This is a genomic window from Microbacterium sp. DMC48 (assembly GCF_056313825.1).
The window spans coordinates 215,754-238,032 of record NZ_JBQUZN010000003.1 but is presented as its reverse complement, the minus strand read 5'-3'; the positions used below and the strand labels follow the sequence as shown (position 1 = coordinate 238,032).

The following is a 22,279-nucleotide window of genomic DNA, read 5'->3' as shown; positions in this document are numbered from 1 at the left end:
GTCTCAGCTGGCGCGGCGGGCGCGGGCCGCGCGGCGCTTCAGAGCGCGACGCTCGTCCTCGGACAATCCGCCCCACACGCCCGAGTCCTGACCGGTCTCGAGGGCGTACTGCAGGCAGACTTCCGTGACGGTGCAGCGCGCGCACACGGATTTGGCTTTCTCGATCTGATCGACAGCGGGCCCGGTGTTTCCGACGGGGAAGAACAACTCGGGGTCGACGGTCAGGCAGGCGGCTTTGTCGCGCCAATCCATAGGGGGTGCTCCTTGATGCGGGATGAGAAGTCGGGTGGGTTGTGACGTCGGGCGTCGATTACCCTGATGGTGTGCGAGCAGACGCTCGCCCCACGCCACTGTGGGAGCACACGGATAGTTCAATGCTCCCATGGTCATTCAGATGAATCAAGGGTGAACTCGGCATTTCCCCCGGCGTGTGCTGTGCACCGGCTGTATCGGAGGGCCCACCCGCATGATGACGACGACGACGGCGGAACGAATCGGTTCGGCCATCTTGGCGCTGGAAGCGCTCGCCGTTCTCGTCGTGACGGGCTGGGAGATCGTCGCCCTGATCACCGGTGACACCGACGACCCGGTCAGCTCGGTCGCTCTCATCGTCCTCACGGCGATCGGGGCGGTGGCGCTCGTCGCCTTCGCGGTGGCCGTCTGGCGTGGCCATTCCTGGGGGCGATCCGGGGGGATCGTCAGTCAGCTCCTGATCCTCGCCGTGGCGCTCGGCGCCATCACCGGCCCGAACCCGTCCGTTTCGACGGCCCTGGCGACGGCGATTCCCGCCGCCATCGGAATGGTCGCCCTGTTTTTCGCGGCGCGCACCGCGGCCCGGCGCGGTGACGACCGCCGCTGAGCGGCTCCGAGGGCCGCTCAGCGGATGATCAGCCGACGCCGAGCAGGGAGCGCACGCGGGCGACGTGCCCGGTGGCCTTCACGTTGTACAGGGCGTGCGCGACGCGACCCTCGGCATCCACGACGATGGTCGAGCGGATGACGCCCTCCACGGTCTTTCCGTAGTTCATCTTCTCGCCCCACGCGCCGTAGGCGTCGTGCACGGCGTGATCGGGGTCGCTGAGCAGCGGGTAGGTGAGACCGTCGCGCTCGCGGAAGCGGCGCAGGGTCGCGGTGTCGTCGCGCGAGACGCCCATCACCGCGTAGCCCGCCGCCTGCAGCGGTGCCAAGCTGTCGCGGAAGTCGCAGGCTTCCGTCGTGCACCCGGGCGTCATGGCGGCGGGGTAGAAGAACAGGATGATCGGGGTGCCGCGCAGATCGTGAAGGCTGACCGGTGCGTCGTCCTGATCGACGAGCGTGAAGTCGGGGGCGGGGGTACCGGGTTCGAGACGTGCCATAGCCCCAGCCTACGATCAGGCGAACGTGGAGAGCAGACGTTGCAGCGAATCCAGTCGTGCCGCTCCGCGCTCGCCCAGCCGTCCCTCGGCCACCGCCTCGATCAGTGCGCAATCGGGTGCGTCGGGAAGATGTGTGCAGCCGCGAGGACACTCCTCGGCGATGACCGCCAGATCCGTGAAGGCGCGGAGGATGTTCGCCGGGTCGACGTGTCCGAGCCCGAACGATCGCACGCCGGGGGTGTCGATCACCCAGCCGCGCCCCTCCGCCGTGACGTAGCGCAGCGACACCGTCGAACTCGACGTGTGACGGCCGCGGCCGGTCACCTCGTTGACGTGGCCCGTTGCGCGATCGGCCGTGGGGACGAGGGCGTTGACCAGCGTCGACTTGCCGACACCGGAGTGGCCGACGAAGACGGTCGAGTGGCCGATCAGGCGTCGCCCGATCTCCTCGACCGGCATCTGGCCGCGGCCGCTCGTGAAGATCTCCAGATCGTCCACGCCCTCGAAGTGCGCGAGGAAGGGGGCGGGATCGGCCAGGTCGGTCTTGGTCACGACCAGGAGCGGATGGATGCCGGCGTCTAGAGCCGCGATGAGATAGCGATCGACCAGCCGAGGCCGCGGCTCGGGGTCGGCGGCGGCGACGACGACGAGCATCTGGTCGGCGTTGGCGACCACGACCCTCTCCACCTGGTCGGTGTCGTCGGCGCTGCGCCGCAGGAGCGATGTGCGCTCCTCGAGCCCGACGATGCGCGTCAGAGTGCCCTCATCGCCGCTGGTGTCGCCCACGACGCGCGCACGGTCGCCGGTGACGATCGGCTGCTTGCGTAGTTCGCGCGCGCGGGCGGCGAGCGCGGTGTGCTCGTCGGGACCGTCTTCGTCGATCAACACGGTGTAGCGGCCCCGGTCGACGCCGAGCACCCGACCGATCACCGCATCGGCGTGGGCGGGGCGCCGTTTCGTGCGCGGGCGATTCGCCTTCGGATTGGGGCGTACGCGGATGTCGGCCTCGTCGAACTCGAGCTCGTCGTCATCGTCGCCGAGATCGAGCCAGCTCATCGCACGCCTCGCACCGGCCGGCTCAGTCGTTCGCAGACCCGGACAGCATCCCGCTCCACAGGGCGGGAAACTCCGGCATGGTCTTCGCCGTGGTCTCGATGTGGTCGACCTCGACGCCGGGCACGCGCAAGCCGATGAGGGCGCCGGCGGTCGCGATGCGGTGGTCGTGGTGCGCGCGCCAGAGGCCCCCGTGGAGGTCAGCGGGCACGATGCGGATGCCGTCGGGCAGCTCCTCGGCGCGTCCGCCGAGTGCCTCCAGATTGGCGATGAGGGCCTCGATGCGGTTCGTCTCGTGGCCGCGGATGTGTCCGATGCCGTGGAGGGTCGTCGGGGCGTCGGCGAAGGCGGCCAGCGCGAACAGGGTCGGCGTCAGCTCGCTCGCCGCGCTCAGGTCGAGGTCGACGCCGGCGATGCGCGGACCGCCGGTCACGGTGAGAGCGCCGCCGCGGCGGGTTGCCCGCCCGCCCAGGAGAGTGAGGATCTCGGGCAGGAGCGCGCCGGGCTGTGTCGAACTCGCGGGCCACCCGGGGATCGTCACCGAGCCCTCCGTCAGCATTGCCGCGGCGAGGAACGGCGCCGCGTTCGACAGATCCGGCTCGATCGCGGCGTCGCGTCCGCGCAGGGTGCCAGCGGGAACGACCCACTCATTGGGTGTGGGGTGTTCGATCTGGATGCCGCGACGCGCAAGCGTCTCGATGGTCATATCGATGTGGGGGACCGACGGAAGGCGCTCGCCGGAGTGGATGAGGTGAAGGCCCACGTCGAAGCGGGGCGCGGCCAGGAGCAGTCCGGAGACGAACTGGCTCGAGCCGCTCGCGTCGATCGTGACCTCGCCGCCACGGATGTGCCCGCGCCCGCGGACCGTGAAGGGCAGCGACCAGGTGCCGCCGTCGTCGATGTCGGCACCGATCTCGCGCAGCGCCTTGATCATCTCGCCCATCGGGCGGTGCAAGGCGCTCGGGTGCGCTGTCAAGGTGACGTCACCGTGGGCCAGTCCGGCGAGGGGGGCGATGAAGCGCATGACGGTGCCGGCCTGACCGCAATCGATCTCGACGTCACCGCGGAAGGACGCGGGCGGGGTCACCAGCAGGTCGGGTCCGAACCGACCGGAGCCGGGCACCTCGGAGACCTCCACGCCCAGTGCACGCAGCGCCGCGATCATGCGTTCCGAGTCCTCGGAGTGCAGGGGCGAGGTGAGCGTGCTGGGGCCGTCGGCCAGTGCGGCGAGGACGAGCTTGCGGTTGGTGAGCGACTTCGAGCCGGGCACCGAGACCGTCGCATGCACGGCCTCGTCCGCACGCGGCGCCGGCCAGGGAGAACCTGCCGGCGGAAGAGGGGAATACCCGGTGACTGTCATCGGGTTCTACCCTAACGAACCCGTCCGACAGTGCCGCGTTCGGCGCGACGGGTGCAGCCTGCCGAACGGTGGACGCCGACGAAGAGAGGAGCCCCGTGACCGCGACACTCGCACCCCTGGTGCCGGACATCGCCGACGTAGACTGGGCCCTGATGGAAGAGCACGCGGCCCTCGAGTCGCCCACCCCCGAAACCCCGGCCACAGACCTCGTCCCGGCGGACGAGCTCGACAGCGCCGCGGACGCCCGTGCGCAGTTCGAGCAGCAGGCGCTGCCGTTCATGGATCAGCTGTACGCCGCGGGCATGCGGATGACGCGCAACCCGGCGGATGCGGCCGATCTGGTGCAGGAGACGTTCGTCAAGGCCTTCGCATCCTGGTCCTCTTTCACGCAGGGCACGAACCTCAAGGCGTGGTTGTACCGCATCCTGACGAACACGTACATCAACACGTACCGCAAGAAGCAGCGCGAGCCCTATCAGGGCACGATCGACGATCTCGAGGACTGGCAGCTCGGCGGCGCGGAGTCCACGACCGCCACGAGGAGCCGCTCGGCGGAGGCGGAGGCGATCGACCACATGCCGGCATCCGCGGTCAAGGACGCGCTCCAGTCGATTCCGGAGGATTTCCGTCTCGCGGTGTACCTCGCCGACGTCGAGGGCTTCGCATATCAGGAGATCGCGGACATCATGAAGACCCCCATCGGCACGGTCATGAGCCGCCTGCATCGCGGCAGGCGCATGCTGCGTGACCTCCTCGCCGACTACGCGCGCGAGCGCGGCATGGACGTGCCGGTGCCCGCGACTTCATCAGGGAGCAAGAAATGAGTGACTGCGGCTGCGACAAAGCACGCAAGGACCTGGAAGAGTACCTCCGCAACGAGGTCTGCAAGACAGAGCACGCCGACATCCGCGCGCACCTGGAGAACTGCCCGTCCTGCCGCGACGAGGCGCTGGTGGCCACGACGCTGACCGCCGTCGTCGCACGGGCCTGCAAGGAAACGGCTCCCGAGGAGCTGCGCGACCAGGTCTTGGCCCGTTTGCGCGCGGAGCAGGCGAGCCACCACTGACCGCAACCGTCGGATCGGTCCGTGACTCGGCCCGGAAACGGGATCAGCGCGCCGCCGGCGCGAAGACGCGGAGCGCACCGGGAACGACGTCGATCTCCAGTGGCAGCATCCCCACCGCATCGCCGTCGGCGTAGGCGGTGGTCGCGGGGGCGGACAGTCGCACCCGCCGCACGCGTGCGGTGACGACCTCGTCGAGGCCGGTATGCGCGCCGCGGTAGACGCGGGGCAGCAGCCGGAGCAGGCGCGTCCGGCCGAGCGGGCGCACGAGCGTGACGTCGAGCAGGCCGTCGGCGAGGTCGGCATCCGGACAGATGGGGATGCCGCCGCCATAGGTCGGGCCGTTGCCCACCGTCGCCATGAGCAGTTCCTCGCCGCGGCGTTCGATCGTGCCGTCGGCGTGCTCGAGCTCCACCTCGAAGGCGACGCAGCGCAGTCGCAGGAACTCGATGAGGATCGCAAGGTCGTAGCGGACGTGGCCGCGAGGCCAGCGCATGCGGTTGGCGCGGTCGTTCACCCGCGAGTCGAATCCGCTCGCCAGCACCGTCGCGTACAACGACGTCGAGCCGTCCACGCGACGCACGCGCGCGAGATCGATCGTGCGTGTGGACCCCGCCGCGACGGCTTCGGCGGCTCCGCGTGCGTCGCGCTCGCGCAGCCCGAGGGCGGTGGCCACGTCGTTGCCGGTGCCCGTCGGCACGATGCCGAGGGGGATGCCGGTTCCCGCGAGCTCCTGCGCGGCGAGGTTGACCGTGCCGTCCCCGCCCGCGACGAGCACGGCATCGGCGCCCGCCTGGAGGGCGAGGCGCAGCAGGTCGGTGGACTCGACGGCGCTGCCGCCCGCGATCAACGTCGTGCGGATGCCGTGGGCGCGCAGGAGCGCGGCGACGTCCTCCGCGGCGTGGGTGCGCGCGGAGGCGCGGGCCGTCGGATTGACGAGGAGTGCGACGTCCATGTCGTCCTGTCGGAAGGTCGGCCGGTGCGAGCTCGGCGGCGTGCGGATGTTCGCCTCATCATGCCCTGTCGCAAGATCGCGACACGGTCGCGACGCGGCTGCGACATCCGTTTCGTAACGTTGTCTGCATGAACACGGTACGCCGCCCTCTCGCTCTCTCCTTCGCGCTCCTGATCGCGGGCTGCGCACTCGCCGGCTGCAGCGTCCGGGTGTCCGACGCCGGCGCCGCGACCTCGACGGCCGCAGATACGGCCGCATCCACGTCTCCGACGGCAGCGGCGCCCTCGCCGTCGCCGAGCGACAGCGCGAACGTGCGCGGTGTCGTCGATGACGAGCGCATGGCGAAGCTGCAGCGCAGCCGGTGGAGCGACAAGGTCACGCAACACGTGGTGTGCGTGGACGGTGCCTACACCGTCGACCGCAACGCCGACGCGCTGGTCGTGGAGGTGACAGGCGACTGCCGCGAGGTGACGATCCTGGCCTCGGCGGCGACCGTCCTGCTGCCGGCCGTCGACGAGCTCAGCGTGCAGGGGGACGGGAACATCGTGATCGCGGCCGCTGCTCGCGAGATCGTCCTCGACGCGGGCGCGGACGCGAACCTGGTCGGCTGGGAGAGCGGCACGGCTGTCGTCAAGGATGCCGGCACCCTCAACGGCACGACGCCGATCTCCTGATCGGTACGATCCGTTCATGACCTCCGCGCCGCCGCGTCTGCTCCTCGTCGACGATGAGAGCTCGATCACCGACGGCCTCGCCCCGTTCCTGACGCGCAGCGGCTTCGAGGTGCGCGTTGCGGCGGACGGGCAGCAGGCGTGGGACATGGTCTCGCACTGGGTTCCCGACATCATCGTCAGCGATGTCATGATGCCGGTGCTGGACGGTCGGGAGTTCGTCCGCCGGCTGCGCGCGGCCGGAGACAGCACGCCGGCGATCCTGCTCACGCGAGTCGGAGAGTCGGGCGAGCGTTCGGCTGCGCTCGAAGAAGGCGCCGACGACTACCTCAACAAGCCGTTCGACCCGCAGGAGCTCGTCGCCCGCGCACGCGCGGTGATGCGCCGCGTCGCCGCGGGAGCCGCCCCGTTGGTGACGTCGCAGACGCTCGTCGCCGACGGCCTGAGACTGGACCGCCCCGGTCGTCGCGTCTGGCGTGGGGACGCCGAGGTCTCACTGACGCCGAAGGCGTTCCAGCTGCTGGAGTACCTGATGGCGCGCCCCGGCGAGGTGCATACCCGCGAGCGACTGCTGTCGGCGCTGTGGGGCTTCGACTTCGCTTCGCACACGCGAGCGGTCGACCACCGTGTCGCGGAGCTGCGGTCTGCGCTCGGCGACGACGCGACGGACCCGCGCTACGTCGAGACCGTCGCGGGTGTCGGCTATCGGTTCCGTGCCGAGGTGCGGCGCGCATGAGGCTCCGCGTGGCCGTGGCGGTCCTTGCCGTCGCCGCTGTCGTCTCAGCCGCCGCCGCGGTCGTCGGCGTCATCGCCGGGGACCGGCGCTCGGTCGTCGTCGAGGCGTCCGTGCCGGGGGTCGGCATCGGTGCCGCCGCCGTTTTCGCCGCCGCCGCTGTGGGCCTCGCCCTCGGCGCCCGTCGCCGGGCCCGCCTCCTGGAGACGGCGCGGCGCGTCACGCGCGACGCCGCGGCTTCGGAGCACCGACGCTTTCTCGCGCGACTCGACCACGAGTTGAAGAATCCGGTGACGGCGATCCGTGTCGCCGTCGCGGCGAGCGAGGCCGACACGCCCCAGCTTGCGACCATCGATACGCAGACGGCCCGGCTCTCGCGCCTGGTCGCCGACCTTCGCAAGCTCTCCGAACTGCAGACCTCCGAGCTGGAGCGCTCGCGGGTTCCGGTCGCCGCTCTCGTGTCGGATGTCGTCGACGCGGTCCGGGACGCTCACGGGCGTGAGGTGGCGGTGACCCTGCCGGCGGCGCCCTGGCCGCTGCCGGACGTGGTGGGCGATCCCGACCTGTTGTTCGTGGCTCTGTTCAACGTGGTGGCGAACGCGGCCAAGTACTCCGAGCCGAGCGATGTGATCGAGATCCGCGGCGACGAGAAGCACGGTGCCGTCGTCCTCGACGTCGCCGACACCGGCCGCGGCATCCCCGCCGATGAGATCGATGCGGTCTTCGACGAGTTGGCTCGGGGCCGCAACGCGCGTGATCGCGGGGGCAGCGGTTTGGGCCTGGCACTGGTGCGCACCATCGTCGATAGACACGGCGGCGAGGTCACGATCTCCTCGCGCGAGGGCGACGGCACGCGTGTGCGCCTGGCGCTGCCCGCCGCCGGATGAGAAGGCAATCAGGTCAGACGGTGAGAGCCTTCTCGAGGATCGCGGCCTGCTCGCGCGCGTGCACCTTCGGTGAGCCGGTCGCGGTGGAGGCGGCGGCGGCGCGGGACACGCGGCGGATCGTGCGTCCGTGCAGGTGCTTGACGACCTCGAGCGCGATGAACGGCCAGGCGCCCTGGTTCTCGGGCTCGTCCTGCACCCAGACCAGCTGGGCGTTCGGGTAGCGGTCGATCACGGCGTTCAGCTGATCGATCGGAGCCGGGTACAGCTGCTCGAGACGGACGAGAGCGACCTGCGGGTTCGGCTTCTTGTCGAGCTCGGCCTTGAGGTCCCAGTGGATCTTGCCCGAGTGCAGCAGCACCTTGGTGACCGCCGACGGGTCGAGGTTGCGATCGTCGTCCAGCACGGGCTCGAACCGTCCGGTGGTGAAGGCCTCGACGGGACTCGTCGCTCCGCGAAGGCGCAGCATCGCCTTGGGGGTGAACACGATCAGCGGACGACGGGGACGGGCGTACGCCTGGCGCCGCAGCAGGTGGAAGTACGACGCCGGGGTCGAGGGTCGCGCAACGGTCATGTTCTCCTGCGCGCACATCTGCAGGTAGCGCTCGATGCGGGCGGAGGAGTGGTCGGGACCCTGACCCTCGTAGCCGTGCGGGAGCAGCAGCACGACACTCGACTGCTGGCCCCACTTCTGGTCCGCGGCGGAGATGTACTCGTCGATCACCGACTGAGCACCGTTCGCGAAGTCGCCGAACTGCGCCTCCCACAGGGTGAGCGTGTCGGGCCGCTCGACGGAATACCCGTACTCGAACGCCATCGCCGCATACTCGCTGAGCAGGGAGTCGTAGACGTAGAACCGGCCCTGGCTCTCCGACAGGTTCGCCAGCGGAAGCCACTCCTGTCCGTTCGCCCGGTCGTGGAGCACGGCGTGGCGCTGGACGAACGTTCCACGGCGGGCGTCCTGGCCGGCCAGGCGCACGTTCGTGCCTTCCATCAAGACCGACCCGAAGGCCAGCAGTTCGCCGAAGCCCCAGTCGATCTGACCGTTGCGGCTCATGTCGAGGCGCTTCTCCAGCAGCTGCTGCAGCTTGTTGTGCACCGTGAAGCCATCGGGCTTGTTCACGAAGGCGTCGCCGATCTGGTGCACGACCTCGGTCGCGACGCCGGTGGTCTCCGGCTCGCCGACCGCCTGCTCCACGCCGCCCGTGACGGCGGGGGAGACGATGCCGGTGGCACCGGTCTCGGCGGCGTGGGTCTCGGCGAAGGCGATCTCGAGACGGTTCTGGAAGTCCTGCTTGGCCTTCTCGTACTCTTCCTCGGTGATGTCACCGCGACCGACGAGCGACTCGGTGTAGAGCCGGCGCACGGATCGCTTCGCTTCGATGAGGTTGGTCATCAGCGGCTGCGTCATCGACGGGTCGTCGCCCTCGTTGTGTCCGCGGCGGCGGTAGCAGACGAGGTCGATGACGACATCGCGGTTGAACTCCTGGCGGTACGCGACGGCGAGCTCGGCGACGCGGACCACGGCTTCGGGGTCGTCGCCGTTCACGTGGAAGATCGGCGCCTGGATGGTCTTGGCGACATCGGTCGCATAGACCGAGGTGCGGCCGTCCTGGGGCAGCGTCGTGAAGCCGACCTGATTGTTGACGACCACGTGCACGGTGCCGCCCGTGCGGTATCCGCGCAGCTGCGACATCTGCAGCGTCTCGACGACGACGCCCTGCCCGGCGAAGGCCGCGTCGCCGTGGACGAGGATCGGCAGCCAGGAGAACGAGCCGATCGGCATGCGGTCCTGCTTGGCGCGGACGATGCCCTCCAGCACGCCGTCGACCGTCTCGAGGTGCGACGGGTTGGCCGCCAGGTACACCGGCAGCTCCTCACCGGCATCCGACACGAACGTGCCCTGCGTGCCGAGGTGGTACTTGACGTCACCCGAGCCGCTCTTCGAGCCGATCGCGACGGAGCCCTCGAACTCGCGGAAGATCTGGCTGTAGGTCTTTCCGGCGATGTTGGTCAGGACGTTCAGGCGCCCACGGTGCGCCATGCCGATGGCGGCGCCGTCGAGACCCGCGCCCGCTGCCCCCTGCAGGATCTGATCCAGCAGCGGGATGAGCGACTCGCCGCCCTCGAGGCTGAAGCGCTTCTGGCCGACGTACTTCGTCTGCAGGAACGTCTCGAAGGCCTCGGCCTGGTTGAGCTTGTCGAGGATGCGCAGCTGCTCGTCGTGGCTCGGCTTCTGGTACTTGACCTCGACGTTGTCCTGGAACCACTTGCGCTGGGCCGGGTCCTGGATGTGCATGTACTCGACGCCGATCGTGCGGCAGTAGGAGTCGCGGAGCACGCCGAGGATGTCGCGGAGCTTCATGAGCCTTCTGCCGCCGAAACCTCCCGTGACGAACTCGCGGTCGAGGTCCCAGAAGGTGAGGCCGTGGTTCTCGATCTCGAGGTCGGGGTGCGTGCGCTGCACGTACTCGAGGGGATCCGTGTCGGCCATGAGGTGGCCGCGGACGCGGTAGGAGTTGATGAGCTCCTGAACGCGGGCGGTCTTGTCGACGCGCTCGGCGATGTCGACGTTGATGTCGCCGGCCCAGTGGATCGGGGCGTACGGAATGCGCAGGGCCGCGAAGATGCCCTCGTAGAAGCCGCGCTGACCGGTGAGCAGCTCGTGCACGATCTTCAGGAACTCGCCCGAGCCCGCGCCCTGGATGACGCGGTGGTCGTACGTGCTGGTCAGCGTGATTGTCTTGCCGATGCCGAGCTCGACGAGGGTCTTCTCGCTCGAGCCCTGGAACTCGGCCGGGTACTCGAGGGCGCCCGCGCCGACGATGCAGCCCTGTCCCTTCATGAGACGCGGCACGGAGTGGACCGTCCCGATGCCGCCGGGATTGGTCAGCGAGATCGTGGTGCCCTGGAAGTCGGCCGCCGTCAACTTGTTGCCGCGGGCGCGCTTGACGAGGTCCTCGTAGGCAGAGAGGTACTCGCCGAAGGTGAGCGATTCGGCCTGCTTGATCGAGGGGACCATCAGCGCGCGCGAGCCGTCGGGCTTGGGCAGATCGATCGCGATGCCGAGGTTGATGTGCGCCGGCGCGACGACGGAGGGCTTGCCGTCGATCTCGGCGTAGGACACGTTCTGGCTGGGGAAGGCCTTGAGGGCTTGGATCAGGGCCCAGCCGATGAGGTGCGTGAAGCTCACCTTGCCGCCGCGGGTGCGCGACATGTGGTTGTTGATCACGATGCGGTTGTCGATCATGAGCTTCGCCGGCACGGTGCGCACGCTCGTCGCGGTGGGCACGGTCAGCGACTCGTCCATGTTCGCGGCAAGAGTCTTCGGCATGCCGCGCAGCGGTGTGACGACGTCCTCGCGGGCGGCGGGAGTCGGCGTCGGTTCGGTGCTCGGCGCCTGCGCCGGCACAGGCTGGGGGGAGGCGGGGCGGGCCGTCGTGCGGGCGACCGGCTGGGCGCCGACGACGGGGATCGGTGCCGTCATCGGCCGAGGCTCGGCGGCCGCCGCCGGCGACGCGGCGGGAGCGGGCGCGGCGGGAGCGGGCGCGGCGGCCGGAGCGGTGGGAGCGGGCGCAGCATCCTTCTGAGTCTTCTCGTACGCCTCAAGCACAGGCCACCACGCCCGGTCGACCGAGTCGCGATCCTTCGCGAACTGGTCGTACATCTCGGCGACGAGCCATTCGTTGGCCCCGAATTCGCCGTCGCTCGAAGTTCCCACGCCGGTCACCTGACTGGACACGGTTGCGCCTGCTTTCATCGATGAACTTCAGATCGTGCGAGGCCCGCTGCCGTGTATGGCGCGGCCCACACGCACACGTTCATCAAGGGTATCCCAGGTTTTCTGTCGGTACCGTGGGAGTCATGCAGTTCTCCGGCGCACAGCCCACCGTCGACCTCACGTACTCGGACGTCTTCCTCGTGCCGCGACGATCCGGTGTGACGAGCCGGCTGGACGTCGATCTGTCGCCCCGCGACGGGACCTCGGCGACGATCCCGCTCGTCGCCTCCAACATGAACTCCGTCACCGGACCGCGTCTGGCCGCAGCCCTCGCCCGACGCGGAGGGCTCGGCGTGCTGCCGCAGGATATGCCGCTGCAGGAGATCGACGCGGCGATCCGCTGGGTCAAGGACCAGCCCGTACGGTGGGACACCCCGCTCGTGCTCGGCGCCGACGCCACCGTCTCCCAGGCGGCGGCGCTGCTGCCCGCGACCGAGGGCCACGGCATCGTCGTCGTCTCCGAAGGTCTCACGCAGGTGCACGTCGACGACATCCTGGGCGTCGTCCCGGCGACGCGGCTGGGCACGGCCCTGCCCGACGCGCGCCTGGGTGACCTCACCCGCGGTCGCGGCGTCTCGATCGACGCCGACGACGTCACCGACGCCCGGCACGCCTTCGATCTGCTCGTCGCCGCGGATGCCGAGACCGTGTGCGTCCTGCACCACGGATACCTCGTCGGGACCCTGTCGCAGCGCACCGCGTTGCGCTCGACCCTGTACCGGCCCGCGGTCGACGCGCACGGTCGGCTGATCGTCGCGGCTGCGGTCGGCATCAACGGCGACGTCGCCGCGAAGGCGAAGGCCCTCGCCGCCGCCGGTGTGGACGTGCTCGTCGTCGACACCGCGCACGGCCACCAGGAGGGCATGCTGCGCGCCCTGCAGACCGTGTCGGGGCTCGGCCTCGGCATCCCCGTCGCGGCCGGGAACATCGTGACGGCGGAAGGCGTGCACGATCTCGTCGGAGCCGGCGCGTCGATCCTGAAGGTCGGGGTGGGGCCCGGCGCGATGTGCACCACCCGCATGATGACGGCCGTCGGCCGCCCCCAGTTCTCCGCGGTGCTGGAGACCGCGCAGGCCGCCGCCGAGCTCGGGGCCCACGTCTGGGCCGACGGCGGCGTCCGCTATCCGCGCGATGTCGCGCTCGCCCTGGCGGCGGGGGCGGCATCTGTCATGATCGGCTCGTGGTTCGCCGGCACCATCGAAGCGCCCGGGCAGCTGCAGGTCGATGAGGGGGGCCGCGTCTACAAGGAGTCGTGGGGCATGGCGTCCACGAAGGCGGTCCAGGGGCGGTTCGGTCGGCTGGACGCCTACGAGCGTGCGCGCAAGGAGGTGTTCGCCGAGGGGATCTCGTCGTCGAAGATCTACCTCGATCCGCTGCGGCCGTCGGTCGAGGACCTCGTCGACATGATCACCTCGGGCGTGCGCTCGTCGTTCACCTACGCGGGGGCGTCGACCGTCCCCGAATTCCACGAGCGTGCCACGGTGGGACTGCAATCCGCGGCCGGCTACGAAGAGGGAAAGGCCCTGCCTGTCAGCTGGTGACAGCCCGCGGCATCCATTCCCGCTCGCGCGGCCGAAATCGGCTCGCGCTGCGTTGATTTGAGGAGCCGATGCCGATACCGGCAGCGCGAGCGCGGTCAGCGCAACACCGGATCGCGGGAATGGGGCCGCGGCTTGGTGCTGCACAGGCCGTCGGCGGTGAGGATGTCGTAGACGCGTTGCGGGCGGTCGGCGTCGGTGGCTTCGAGGCGCGAGAACCCGCGCACCTCGCGGCGGATCTCGTTCTCACGGTTCTTCTCGTCGATGACGATGGCCGCAGGCGTCCGCCCCGCCGTGTACTCGGGACTGAGATACTTCCCGCGCCCGTCGATCTCGAGCCAATGATCGGCATCCGGGAAGTACAGATCGCCGTACACCAGCCGACCGCTGCGCAGCACGCGCCGCTCCTGCAACCGCGTCGGCGGAAACCCGAGCGCCGCCACCAGCAGCCGCACGTGGGTCTCGCGGACGTTTGCCGACAGCGGTGCCGACGATGCGAGCGCACGGCGCGCACGAGCATCGCCCCGCACGGGCCTCTTGTCGTCGAGGAGCGCTTCGATCTCGGCCGCTGTCGTGAGCGCTCCTCCGGCGCGTCCGGTCCACAACGCCTGATCGATCGCCGTCACTGCGCGCAGGAACGGCAGCAGACGGGCGATATCCAGCGCGGTCTGGGCGGGAGTGGTGATCCGGTGGCGCCCGAACGGCACCGACATCCGTCCATCGCGCCCGAGCGCTCGCCGAGTGATCGCTCCTCCAGAGCGACCGCCTGTGGCGCGGTCCACCGTCACCTCGACCCGCGTCGGCCAGGCGCCGAGCACATCGATGCCCCACACGGCCGCCGCCGCGAAATGCGAGACGAGCGCGGGAGTGCGTACCCGCGCCATCACCTCCTGGACCCGAAGGCAGTGCTGCGCCACGGGGGACAGCTGCCGCCAGTCGGCGCCCATGACGAATGCTCCCGGCGCGACGCGCACCCAGGTGCCGTCCGCCAGCATCCGCCGTGCGTGCCGATCGTCCAGCGGTTCGCGCAGTTCACGTCGGCGCAGAACCGCGATGCCCACTGAAGCCGTCATGTGTCGACCCTCGCAGGCGCCGACGCCCCGGCATCCACGCCGACCGGACCCCGTGGACACCCGCGCCCGCAGCCCTGCCGGGGGAGGAGGCTGTGTGCTCCCTTTCGCGCGGTCGAAATCGGCTCGCGTGGCGTCGATTTCGGGCGCCGATGCCGATTTCGGCAGCGACTGCCCGGTGGATGCCGAGCCGCGGCATCCAGCCCCGACACGGGCCGGGTGCCGTAAACTTCTTCGCACCATGGACGACCCTCCCAGTTGCAGACGATCGCCCCACCGACCCTCCCCGAGCATGATCGGGGGTGACGTGTGATGGAACTCGTCATGCTGGGCGTGGGGCTCCTGCTCACCATCGGAACCGGCCTTTTCGTCGCGAGCGAGTTCGCGCTCGTCAACCTCGACCGCGCTGACCTCGAGGCCCGCCAGGCGGCCGGGGAATCGCGGTTGTCGCTGACCATCAGCGCGTTGCGGATCACCTCGACGCACCTGTCCAGCGCGCAGCTCGGCATCACGCTGACCACGCTGCTCACCGGCTACACGATGGAACCGGCTCTCACCACCCTGCTCAGCCCCGTGCTGACCGCGTGGGGCGTTCCCGACGCGGTGGTTCGCGTCGTCGCCACGACCGTCGCCATCGCCGTCGCCACGACGTTCTCCATGATCCTGGGTGAGCTCGTGCCGAAGAACTTCGCGCTGGCCATCCCGCGTCAGACCGCGAAACTCGTCATGCCGTTCCAGGTCGCGTTCACCACGGTGTTCCGTCCCGCGATCACCGTCCTGAACGGCTCGGCCAACGGCATCCTGCGGGGGATGGGGATCGAACCCAAGGAGGAGCTCTCCGGAGCACGCACGGCAGAAGAGCTCTCCAGCCTGGTGCGACGCTCGGCCAGTGCCGGTGTGCTGGAGGAGGACACCGCCTCGCTGCTGGATCGCACGCTCACCTTCGCACGACTGACGACCGCGGATGTCATGACGCCGCGTCCCAGCATCCATGCGGTCGCCGCCGGCGACAGTGTCGAGGACGTCATCCAGCTGGCCCGCCGCACGGGTCACAGTCGCTTCCCGGTGTTCGACGAGTCGATGGACGACATCACCGGGATCGTCCACCTCAAACAGGCCGTCAGCGTGCCGCGCGAGCGTCGTGGCGACGTTCCCGCGGCCGCCATCGCGGAAGAGCCGCTGCGCGTGCCCGAAGCCGTCCACCTGGATGCCGTCATGTCGGAGCTGCGCTCGCGCGGCTACCAGATGGCCATCGTCGTCGACGAGTACGGGGGCACCGCGGGTGTCGTTACCCTGGAGGATCTGGTCGAGGAGATCGTCGGCGAGGTGCTCGACGAGCACGACCGCTCGCGCGCGGGCGTCGTGCGGGTCGCCGGCGCCGTGACGTTCCCGGCGGAGCTGCGTCCCGACGAGGTGCTCGATCGCACCGGCATCCGAGTGCCCGAGGGCGACGTGTACGACACCGTCGGCGGCTTCTTCATGTCGATGCTGGAGCGCATTCCCGTCGTCGGCGACCGCATCGATCTGGAGGACGGCACGCTGGAGGTGCAGCGCATGGACGGCCGGCGCGTCGACCGCGTCAAATTCACGCCGCACCCGCTGCCCCACGCGGCGCTCGACGGTGCCGATGCGTCCGACGCGGCGAACGAGGCAGGTGAGGGTCGATGAGCGACTGGGCCGGAATCGCGTGGCTGGTGGTGCTGCTCGCGTTCAACGCGTTCTTCGTCGGTGCCGAGTTCGCCGTCATCTCCGCGCGCCGATCGCAGATCGAGCCGCTCGCCGAGAAGGGCTCCAAGACCGCGGTGACCGCGCTGTACGCGATGGAGCACGCCACGCTCATGCTCGCCACGAGCCAGCTCGGCATCACGATCTGCTCGCTGCTGATCCTGAACGTGTCGGAGCCGGCGATCCATCACCTGCTCGAAGTGCCCCTGGGACTGACGGGCTGGAACGAGGCGGTCATCGGCGGCGTCGCGTTCGCGATCGCCTTGATCCTGGTGTCGTACCTGCACGTGGTGTTCGGCGAGATGGTGCCGAAGAACCTCGCGTTCTCGCTCCCGGACCGGGCCGTGCTTCTGCTGGCGACACCGCTGGTGTGGACCTCGAAGCTCTTCTACCCGATCATCGTCGCGCTCAACTGGCTGGCCAACCACATCGTGCGCCTGTTCCGCGTCGAACCGAAGAACGAGGCGGCGTCGACGTTCACCCTCGACGAGGTGGCCACGATCGTGAACCAGTCGCGGATCGAGGGTGTGCTCGATGACGCCTCCGGCGCCGTGACGGCCGCGCTGGAGTTCACCGACAAGAAGGCGGGCGACGTCGCCGTGCCCCTGTCGGAGCTCGTGACGCTTCCCGAGTCGACGACGCCCGAAGAGATCGAGCGCGCGGTCGCCAAGCACGGATTCTCGCGCTACGTGATCGTGGATGCCGAGGGCATCCCGCTCGGCTACGTCCACCTCAAGGACGTGCTGCGGGCTGCCGAGGGCGCCGGCGCCGAGGAGAAGGTCGCTGCGCCGATCAAACCGAAGCGCATCCACCACATGGTGCCGGTCGCCGAAACGACCGACCTCGAGGATGCACTGGCCCTGATGCGCCGCAGCAGCCGGCACCTCGCTCAGGTGCGCAACGCCCGGGGCGAGACGACGGCGGTGCTCTTCCTGGAGGACATCATCGAAGAGCTCGTCGGCGAGGTACACGACGCGACGCGCCGGGGCTACTGAGCCCGTTGCCGCCGCAGGGCCGGGTGTGTGGACCCGGCCCTGCGGCGCTCGCTCACCGAACGGGAGCGATACGGGGGCGTCCGCGCTCGTACTGCGGGGGCCACAGCGCGGTGTCGGCGCCGCCGAGCTCGACCTCGGCACGCAGCGCGAAGTGCGGGTCACGCAGCCATTCACGACCGGCCAGGATCACGTCGGCGGCTCCGGACGCCAAGATCTCCTCCGCCTGCACACCCGAGGTGATCTCCCCCACGGCACCGACCGCGACGTCGGCGACGCGGCGCACCTCGGCGGCGAGCGGGACCTGATAGCCGGGGCCGGTGGTGATGCGCTGGTGGGCGACGAGTCCGCCGCTGGAGATGTCGAAGACGTCGGCACCGCGCGCGGCAGCCCATCCGGCCACGGTCGACGTCTGCCCGACGTCCCACCCGCCGTCGGCCCAGTCGGATGCCGAGAAGCGCACGAGAAGCGCGGCGTCCGGCGCCGCACCGCGCACCGCGTCGACGACCTCGAGTAGCAGCCGGGCACGGTTTTCCAGGGTGCCGCCGTACTCGTCGCCTCGCTGGTTGGACAGCGGCGACAGGAACTGGTGCAGCAGATAGCCGTGGGCGGCATGGATCTCGAGCACCTCGAATCCGGCCGCGACCGCCCGCACCGCGGCAGCGGCGAAGGCATCGACGATACGGCGGATGCCCGCGGCATCCAGCGCCTCCGGCGCCTCGAAACCGTCGTAGGCGATGGCCGAAGGGGCGAACGTGGTCCATCCACCGTCGGCGATGGGGACGGAGCCGCGGCGTCCGGAGAACGGCGACCACGTCGACGCCTTGCGTCCGGCGTGGGCCAGCTGCACACCGGCGCGCGCCCCACGGGCTCGGATCGCGGCGACGATGGGCGCCCAGGCGTCGCGCTGCTCGTCGTTCCAGAGGCCGACGTCCTCGGGAGAGATGCGTCCCTCCGGAGTCACCGCGGTGGCCTCCGCGATGACGACGCCGGCGCCGCCGGACGCGAACTGGGCGAGGTGCACGTGGTGCCAGTCGTTCGGTACACCGTCGGTCGCCGAGTACTGACACATCGGCGCGACCCACAGGCGGTTGCGGACGGTGCGTCCGGCCAGTTCGTAGGGGGTGAACAGCAGGCTCATCGCGACTCTCCGTAGGGGTGAGGACGTTCCGACGCGCGCCAGCGGCGCGCGCCCGACGACCGGGGGACGGGGACGGGTAGGGTGGCGCGCATGAGCACACCCTCGCCGTGGACGGCACCCGAGACGGCCACCTTCCTCAGGGTGCCAACGGCGAGCGACGACAAGTATTCCCGAGGCGTCGTGGGCATGCGCACCGGATCGGAGGAGTTTCCCGGCGCGGCTGTTCTGGGCGTCGAGGCCGCGTGGCGGACGGGGACGGGAATGGTGCGCTACCTCGGTCCGCGTCGGGCCGCCGACCTCGTGCTCCAGCGTCGCCCGGAGACGGTCACGGCCGAGGGCCGTGTGCAGGCGTGGGTGGTGGGCTCGGGGACGTCGTCAGCGACGCGAACTCCCGCCGAGACCGCGGCCGTCCGGACGATCCTCACCGGAGGGGTGCCGGTCGTCGTCGATGCCGGGGCTCTCGACCTCGTCGTCGCGGCATCCGCCGTCACCGGGGATTGTGCGCCGCTCGTGCTCACCCCCCACGACCGCGAGCACGCCGCGCTGCGGGAGCGTCTGGGGCTGGCCGCGTCGTCCGATCGGGAACGGGCCGCCCTCGAGACGGCTGCCGTCACCGGAGCCGTGCTGCTGCTCAAGGGCGCGACGACGCTGATTGCAACGCCCGAGGGCACGGTGCGCTCGGTGACATCGGGCGTCGCATGGCTGGCGACGGCCGGCACCGGCGACGTGCTCGCCGGCATTCTGGGAGCGCTCGTGGCAGGGGCTCCGGATCGTGTCGCGGATGCCGCCGCGTGCGCGGCCTGGCTGCACGGCAGCGCCGGAGCTGCCGCCTCCGCCCGACACGGCGGAGGGCCGCTGGTCGCTCTCGACGTCGCCCGTGCGGTGTCGAGCATCGTGGGCGAGCTCGTCTCGGAACGCTGAGGTCGCCTCCCTAGGATGGGGGGATGATGAGGCGGAGCGTGCTGTGGGCCGCCTTCGCGATCGTTCACGTCGGTGTCGCCTGGCTCGGCTTCGTCCTGCCCAACGAGCCCATGGGAGACGTCTACCGCGTCTACGAGCCGTGGTCGACGAGCGCGCTGCAGGGGCACGGCATCGTCGGCATCGACCAGTCCTGGGTGTATCCGCAGCTCGCGCTGTTGCCCATGCTGCTGGCGCACGCGTTCGCGTGGATCGCCGGGTACACCGTCGGCTGGGCGATCGTCGTCATCGCCGCGGATGCCGTCGCGTTCGCCATCCTCATCGGGCGCGCCCGCTCGGTGGGACGCGTGACAGCGGGATGGTTCTGGCTCGCCTACGTGGCGCTTCTCGGTCCGGTCGGGTTGTACCGGCTCGACGGGTTCACCGTGGCGCTGGCCGTGCTCGGCTGCCTGTGGCTCGTCGGACGTCCGTGGGCAGCGTCGGTGCTGCTGTCGGTCGCGACATGGATGAAGGTGTGGCCGGCCGCGGTGCTGGCCGCTGCGGTCGTCACGCTGCGTCGCCGCGGCGCGCTCGTGGGAGGTGCGGTGCTGGTGAGCGCGGCGACGCTGCTCGTGATCGCCGCTCTCGGGGGTGGGGCGCACGCTTTCGGCTTCATCGGCGACCAGACGACGCGGGGACTCCAGGTGGAGGCGCCGGTCAGCATGCCCTACCTCTGGGGCGCTCTGCTCGGCATCCCGGGGTTCTGGGTGTACTACGACCAGCATCTGCTGACGTTCCAGGTCACCGGCACTCAGATCGATCCCGTGATCGCCGCGATGACTCCCGCGCTCGTCGTGGCGATGCTCGTGGTCGCCGCTCTCGGGGTGTGGGCCGTGACGCGCGGCGTGCGGTACGCGACGCTGTTCCCGACGCTCTCGCTCGCCTTCGTTCTCGGGTTCATCGTCTTCAACAAGGTGGGCTCGCCGCAGTACCTCTGCTGGCTGGTGCCGTCGGTGGTGCTCGGGCTCGTCATCGATCGCCGCCGCTGGATGGCCCCGGCGTCGACGGCGCTGTTCGCCGCGCTGCTCACGCAGCTCGTCTACCCCCTGACCTACAACGGCGTCCTCTACCCGCAGCTCGTGCCGGTGAGCCTTCTGACCCTTCGTAACCTCGTTCTCTGCGCGATGTTCGTGTGGATGATCGTGCGCCTCGTCTCCGTCGCCCGCCATGCCCCCGCCTCGACCCTTTCGACGCGGGCGCTCCCCGAGAACGCCGCGACGGGACTCGTTCCCTGATCCCGTTCCCGCCGACCCGAACCCGCCGACCCGAACCCGCCGACCCGAACCCGCCGACCCGAAGGAGCCCCATGCTCGTCGCTTTCTCCGTCGCTCCGAGCGGCACCGCCACTCCCGCCGGGGCCGCCGCCGACGGCTCTGTGCACGACGCGGTCGCCGCGGCCGTGAAGGTCGTCCGTGACTCGGGACTACCGCACCGCACGACCTCGATGTTCACCGAGATCGAGGGGGAGTGGGACGAGGTCTTCGCGGTCGTGAAGGCCGCGACCGATGCCGTCATGCCCTTCGGCTCACGCGTCTCGCTGGTGCTCAAGGCCGACATCCGCCCCGGCCGTGTCGGAGAGCTCGACGGCAAGATCGAGCGGTTGGAAACCGCGATCGCGGCCCTGGAAGCCGACACTGATGGCGGCCCGGAGGCTGCCGGCGACCGGTAGCATGAGCCGGTGATCTCCTCGACCCCGTCGAGGGGTGCGGCGATGGGGGCGCTCCTCTCCCTCGCCATCGGCTCGTTCGGCATCGGCATGACCGAGTTCGTCGTCATGGGCCTGCTCCCGAACATCTCCGCCGACCTGCTGCCGGCGACGTGGGCCTCCTCTCCCGAGGATGCCGTCGCGCAGGCGGGGTGGCTCATCACGCTGTACGCGCTCGGCGTCGTCATCGGCGCACCGACGATCGCGGGTGTCGTCGCGAAGTATCCACGCCACCGTGTGATGCTGGCGCTGGCGGCGGCCCTGACGCTCGGCAACACGCTGACGCTGCTGGCTCCGACCTTCGAACTGGTCGCGGCATCCCGCGTGCTGGCCGGGCTGCCGCACGGCGCATACTTCGGTATCGGCGCCCTTGTCGCCGCCGACGTCATGGGGCCGGGAAACCGCGCCAAGGGCGTCGCCTTCGTGCTCACGGGCCTCACGGTCGCCAACGTCGTCGGTGTGCCGTTCGGCACCTTCCTCGGCCAGCGCTTCGGGTGGCGCATCGCATTCCTCGTCGTCGCCCTCATCTTCGCCCTCGCCGCAGTGATGATCGCGCTGACCGTGCCGGCCCATGCGGGCGATCCCGGACGGACGCTCCGCGCGGAGCTGCGCGCGCTGCGGATCGGCCAGGTATGGCTGACCCTGGGGGTCGGTGCGATCGGGTTCGGCGGGTTCTTCGCGGCCTACAGCTACGTCGCGTCGATCGTCACCGATGTCGCGGGAGCTCCCGCCGCGGTGGTGCCGGTGATCCTCATCGTCATGGGCATCGGCATGACGATCGGAAATCTCGTCGGCGGCCACCTTGCCGATCGCGACCTGAAACGCACGATGCTGGCGGGCCTCGGCGCTCTCATCGTGGTGCAGGTGCTCCTCGCCCTCACGGCGGGCGCGCTGATCGCGCTCGGGCTGTTCATCTTCTTGGTCGGCTTCGTGTCGTCGGTGTTGAGCCCGTCGATTCAGACACGGCTGATGGACGTCGCGGGCGACAACCAGTCCATCGCCGCGGCGCTGAACCACTCCGCGCTGAACATCGGCAACGCCACCGGCGCGTTCCTCGGTGGCGTGGTGATCGCGGCCGGCTTCGGCTTCGTCGCACCGGTCTGGGTGGGAGCCCTGCTCGCGGCATCGGGTCTCGTGCTCGCCCTCGTGAGCTTCGGGCTCGAGTCGCGCTCCGCGCGAGCCACCGCCGCGGCAGCTCACACGATCTGATCAGCTGTGGGATCGCTCCCGTCGGCGACCCGGAAAGTCAGGCGTGACACCTGTCGAGAGTGAGCGCTAACATTACGAAGCCGACAT

Annotated in this window: 21 protein-coding genes; 13 read left to right on the top strand and 8 right to left on the bottom strand. The window is 70.1% G+C overall.

Annotated features, from left to right (window positions below; all coding sequences use genetic code 11):
- Positions 1 to 3: 3 nt before the first annotated feature.
- Positions 4 to 252, bottom strand: a complete 249-nt coding sequence (locus ACT53O_RS01165; protein ID WP_005048317.1) for a WhiB family transcriptional regulator — start codon at positions 250 to 252, stop codon at positions 4 to 6.
- A 214-nt stretch (positions 253 to 466) separates the two neighbouring features.
- Here ACT53O_RS01165 and ACT53O_RS01160 point away from each other — a divergent pair, with 214 nt between their 5' ends.
- Positions 467 to 859 carry a histidine kinase gene (locus ACT53O_RS01160; protein WP_347418467.1) on the top strand — a complete coding sequence of 131 codons (393 nt, stop codon included), beginning with the start codon at positions 467 to 469 and terminating at the stop codon, positions 857 to 859.
- A 28-nt stretch (positions 860 to 887) separates the two neighbouring features.
- On the opposite strand, the gene bcp is transcribed toward ACT53O_RS01160, so the two are convergent.
- From bcp to aroA, 3 genes are read right to left on the bottom strand one after another with little or no spacing between them, the layout of a single operon-like run.
- The gene (gene bcp, locus ACT53O_RS01155; RefSeq protein ID WP_039414354.1) at positions 888 to 1,355 is read right to left on the bottom strand and encodes a thioredoxin-dependent thiol peroxidase; all 468 of its coding nucleotides are present in this window, start codon (positions 1,353 to 1,355) and stop codon (positions 888 to 890) included.
- Positions 1,356 to 1,370: 15 nt separating this feature from the next.
- Positions 1,371 to 2,411: a ribosome small subunit-dependent GTPase A gene (rsgA, locus tag ACT53O_RS01150; protein WP_039414355.1), complete on the bottom strand. Its 1,041-nt coding sequence runs from the start codon at positions 2,409 to 2,411 to the stop codon at positions 1,371 to 1,373.
- Positions 2,412 to 2,433: 22 nt separating this feature from the next.
- Positions 2,434 to 3,768, bottom strand: coding sequence for a 3-phosphoshikimate 1-carboxyvinyltransferase (gene aroA / locus ACT53O_RS01145; RefSeq protein ID WP_347418468.1), 1,335 nt, complete (start codon positions 3,766 to 3,768; stop codon positions 2,434 to 2,436).
- A gap of 95 nt (positions 3,769 to 3,863) precedes the next feature.
- Between aroA and ACT53O_RS01140 the strand changes: the two genes are divergently transcribed.
- A complete protein-coding gene (locus ACT53O_RS01140; RefSeq protein WP_112932628.1) occupies positions 3,864 to 4,592 on the top strand; it encodes a sigma-70 family RNA polymerase sigma factor in 729 nt (242 codons plus the stop codon).
- Entirely contained in the window at positions 4,589 to 4,834 is a 246-nt protein-coding gene (locus ACT53O_RS01135) for a zf-HC2 domain-containing protein (protein WP_036317410.1), read from the top strand. The genes ACT53O_RS01140 and ACT53O_RS01135 overlap by 4 nt, the downstream gene beginning before the upstream one ends.
- A 43-nt stretch (positions 4,835 to 4,877) precedes the next feature.
- On the opposite strand, the gene ACT53O_RS01130 is transcribed toward ACT53O_RS01135, so the two are convergent.
- Positions 4,878 to 5,786 carry a diacylglycerol kinase gene (locus ACT53O_RS01130; RefSeq protein ID WP_476151023.1) on the bottom strand — a complete coding sequence of 303 codons (909 nt, stop codon included), beginning with the start codon at positions 5,784 to 5,786 and terminating at the stop codon, positions 4,878 to 4,880.
- A gap of 128 nt (positions 5,787 to 5,914) precedes the next feature.
- Between ACT53O_RS01130 and ACT53O_RS01125 the strand changes: the two genes are divergently transcribed.
- Genes ACT53O_RS01125 through ACT53O_RS01115 form a run of 3 tightly spaced genes read left to right on the top strand, consistent with a single transcriptional unit; the run spans position 5,915 to position 8,077 of the window.
- Positions 5,915 to 6,460, top strand: coding sequence for a DUF3060 domain-containing protein (locus ACT53O_RS01125; protein WP_476151022.1), 546 nt, complete (start codon positions 5,915 to 5,917; stop codon positions 6,458 to 6,460).
- Between the two features lie 16 nt (positions 6,461 to 6,476).
- Entirely contained in the window at positions 6,477 to 7,193 is a 717-nt protein-coding gene (locus tag ACT53O_RS01120; RefSeq protein ID WP_476151021.1) for a response regulator transcription factor, read from the top strand.
- A complete protein-coding gene (locus ACT53O_RS01115) occupies positions 7,190 to 8,077 on the top strand; it encodes a sensor histidine kinase (RefSeq protein ID WP_476151019.1) in 888 nt (295 codons plus the stop codon). Before ACT53O_RS01120 ends, ACT53O_RS01115 begins: the two co-directional genes overlap by 4 nt.
- A 13-nt stretch (positions 8,078 to 8,090) precedes the next feature.
- Here the strand turns inward: ACT53O_RS01115 and ACT53O_RS01110 are convergent, their stop codons facing one another.
- A complete protein-coding gene (locus tag ACT53O_RS01110) occupies positions 8,091 to 11,816 on the bottom strand; it encodes a multifunctional oxoglutarate decarboxylase/oxoglutarate dehydrogenase thiamine pyrophosphate-binding subunit/dihydrolipoyllysine-residue succinyltransferase subunit (protein WP_476151528.1) in 3,726 nt (1,241 codons plus the stop codon).
- 122 nt (positions 11,817 to 11,938) lie between these two features.
- Here ACT53O_RS01110 and guaB1 point away from each other — a divergent pair, with 122 nt between their 5' ends.
- A complete protein-coding gene (gene guaB1 / locus ACT53O_RS01105; RefSeq protein WP_476151017.1) occupies positions 11,939 to 13,396 on the top strand; it encodes a GMP reductase in 1,458 nt (485 codons plus the stop codon).
- 95 nt (positions 13,397 to 13,491) lie between these two features.
- On the opposite strand, the gene ACT53O_RS01100 is transcribed toward guaB1, so the two are convergent.
- Positions 13,492 to 14,466: a hypothetical protein gene (locus tag ACT53O_RS01100; RefSeq protein ID WP_476151016.1), complete on the bottom strand. Its 975-nt coding sequence runs from the start codon at positions 14,464 to 14,466 to the stop codon at positions 13,492 to 13,494.
- Between the two features lie 309 nt (positions 14,467 to 14,775).
- Here ACT53O_RS01100 and ACT53O_RS01095 point away from each other — a divergent pair, with 309 nt between their 5' ends.
- Together ACT53O_RS01095 and ACT53O_RS01090 are read left to right on the top strand one after the other, a co-directional pair.
- Positions 14,776 to 16,131 carry a hemolysin family protein gene (locus ACT53O_RS01095; protein ID WP_112932635.1) on the top strand — a complete coding sequence of 452 codons (1,356 nt, stop codon included), beginning with the start codon at positions 14,776 to 14,778 and terminating at the stop codon, positions 16,129 to 16,131.
- Entirely contained in the window at positions 16,128 to 17,183 is a 1,056-nt protein-coding gene (locus ACT53O_RS01090; RefSeq protein ID WP_036319769.1) for a hemolysin family protein, read from the top strand. The genes ACT53O_RS01095 and ACT53O_RS01090 overlap by 4 nt, the downstream gene beginning before the upstream one ends.
- Positions 17,184 to 17,235: 52 nt before the next feature.
- Here the strand turns inward: ACT53O_RS01090 and ACT53O_RS01085 are convergent, their stop codons facing one another.
- Positions 17,236 to 18,321 (bottom strand): NADH:flavin oxidoreductase/NADH oxidase, encoded by a 1,086-nt coding sequence (locus ACT53O_RS01085; protein ID WP_476151013.1) that lies wholly within the window; start codon positions 18,319 to 18,321, stop codon positions 17,236 to 17,238.
- Between the two features lie 90 nt (positions 18,322 to 18,411).
- Between ACT53O_RS01085 and ACT53O_RS01080 the strand changes: the two genes are divergently transcribed.
- From ACT53O_RS01080 to ACT53O_RS01065, 4 genes are all read left to right on the top strand, one after another.
- Entirely contained in the window at positions 18,412 to 19,242 is an 831-nt protein-coding gene (locus ACT53O_RS01080; RefSeq protein WP_476151012.1) for an ADP-dependent NAD(P)H-hydrate dehydratase, read from the top strand.
- A gap of 23 nt (positions 19,243 to 19,265) precedes the next feature.
- Positions 19,266 to 20,513 carry a glycosyltransferase 87 family protein gene (locus tag ACT53O_RS01075; protein WP_476151010.1) on the top strand — a complete coding sequence of 416 codons (1,248 nt, stop codon included), beginning with the start codon at positions 19,266 to 19,268 and terminating at the stop codon, positions 20,511 to 20,513.
- A gap of 71 nt (positions 20,514 to 20,584) precedes the next feature.
- A complete protein-coding gene (locus ACT53O_RS01070; RefSeq protein WP_039414393.1) occupies positions 20,585 to 20,947 on the top strand; it encodes a thiamine-binding protein in 363 nt (120 codons plus the stop codon).
- Positions 20,948 to 20,989: 42 nt separating this feature from the next.
- Positions 20,990 to 22,192: an MFS transporter gene (locus ACT53O_RS01065; RefSeq protein ID WP_476151527.1), complete on the top strand. Its 1,203-nt coding sequence runs from the start codon at positions 20,990 to 20,992 to the stop codon at positions 22,190 to 22,192.
- The last annotated feature ends 87 nt before the right edge of the window (positions 22,193 to 22,279 follow it).

What these genes read in the sequence shown, in the direction of transcription:
- ACT53O_RS01125 (WP_476151022.1), top strand. Translation starts at nt 5,915, where the DNA reads ATGAACACGGTACGCCGCCCTCTCGCTCTCTCCTTCGCGCTCCTGATC.
- ACT53O_RS01065 (WP_476151527.1), top strand. Translation starts at nt 20,990, where the DNA reads ATGGGGGCGCTCCTCTCCCTCGCCATCGGCTCGTTCGGCATCGGCATG.
- ACT53O_RS01100 (WP_476151016.1), bottom strand. Translation starts at nt 14,466, where the DNA reads ATGACGGCTTCAGTGGGCATCGCGGTTCTGCGCCGACGTGAACTGCGC.
- ACT53O_RS01080 (WP_476151012.1), top strand. Translation starts at nt 18,412, where the DNA reads ATGAGCACACCCTCGCCGTGGACGGCACCCGAGACGGCCACCTTCCTC.
- rsgA (WP_039414355.1), bottom strand. Translation starts at nt 2,411, where the DNA reads ATGAGCTGGCTCGATCTCGGCGACGATGACGACGAGCTCGAGTTCGAC.
- ACT53O_RS01095 (WP_112932635.1), top strand. Translation starts at nt 14,776, where the DNA reads ATGGAACTCGTCATGCTGGGCGTGGGGCTCCTGCTCACCATCGGAACC.
- aroA (WP_347418468.1), bottom strand. Translation starts at nt 3,768, where the DNA reads ATGACAGTCACCGGGTATTCCCCTCTTCCGCCGGCAGGTTCTCCCTGG.
- ACT53O_RS01130 (WP_476151023.1), bottom strand. Translation starts at nt 5,786, where the DNA reads ATGGACGTCGCACTCCTCGTCAATCCGACGGCCCGCGCCTCCGCGCGC.
- ACT53O_RS01120 (WP_476151021.1), top strand. Translation starts at nt 6,477, where the DNA reads ATGACCTCCGCGCCGCCGCGTCTGCTCCTCGTCGACGATGAGAGCTCG.
- guaB1 (WP_476151017.1), top strand. Translation starts at nt 11,939, where the DNA reads ATGCAGTTCTCCGGCGCACAGCCCACCGTCGACCTCACGTACTCGGAC.
- ACT53O_RS01070 (WP_039414393.1), top strand. Translation starts at nt 20,585, where the DNA reads ATGCTCGTCGCTTTCTCCGTCGCTCCGAGCGGCACCGCCACTCCCGCC.
- ACT53O_RS01090 (WP_036319769.1), top strand. Translation starts at nt 16,128, where the DNA reads ATGAGCGACTGGGCCGGAATCGCGTGGCTGGTGGTGCTGCTCGCGTTC.
- bcp (WP_039414354.1), bottom strand. Translation starts at nt 1,355, where the DNA reads ATGGCACGTCTCGAACCCGGTACCCCCGCCCCCGACTTCACGCTCGTC.
- ACT53O_RS01160 (WP_347418467.1), top strand. Translation starts at nt 467, where the DNA reads ATGATGACGACGACGACGGCGGAACGAATCGGTTCGGCCATCTTGGCG.
- ACT53O_RS01075 (WP_476151010.1), top strand. Translation starts at nt 19,266, where the DNA reads ATGATGAGGCGGAGCGTGCTGTGGGCCGCCTTCGCGATCGTTCACGTC.
- ACT53O_RS01085 (WP_476151013.1), bottom strand. Translation starts at nt 18,321, where the DNA reads ATGAGCCTGCTGTTCACCCCCTACGAACTGGCCGGACGCACCGTCCGC.
- ACT53O_RS01165 (WP_005048317.1), bottom strand. Translation starts at nt 252, where the DNA reads ATGGATTGGCGCGACAAAGCCGCCTGCCTGACCGTCGACCCCGAGTTG.
- ACT53O_RS01135 (WP_036317410.1), top strand. Translation starts at nt 4,589, where the DNA reads ATGAGTGACTGCGGCTGCGACAAAGCACGCAAGGACCTGGAAGAGTAC.
- ACT53O_RS01115 (WP_476151019.1), top strand. Translation starts at nt 7,190, where the DNA reads ATGAGGCTCCGCGTGGCCGTGGCGGTCCTTGCCGTCGCCGCTGTCGTC.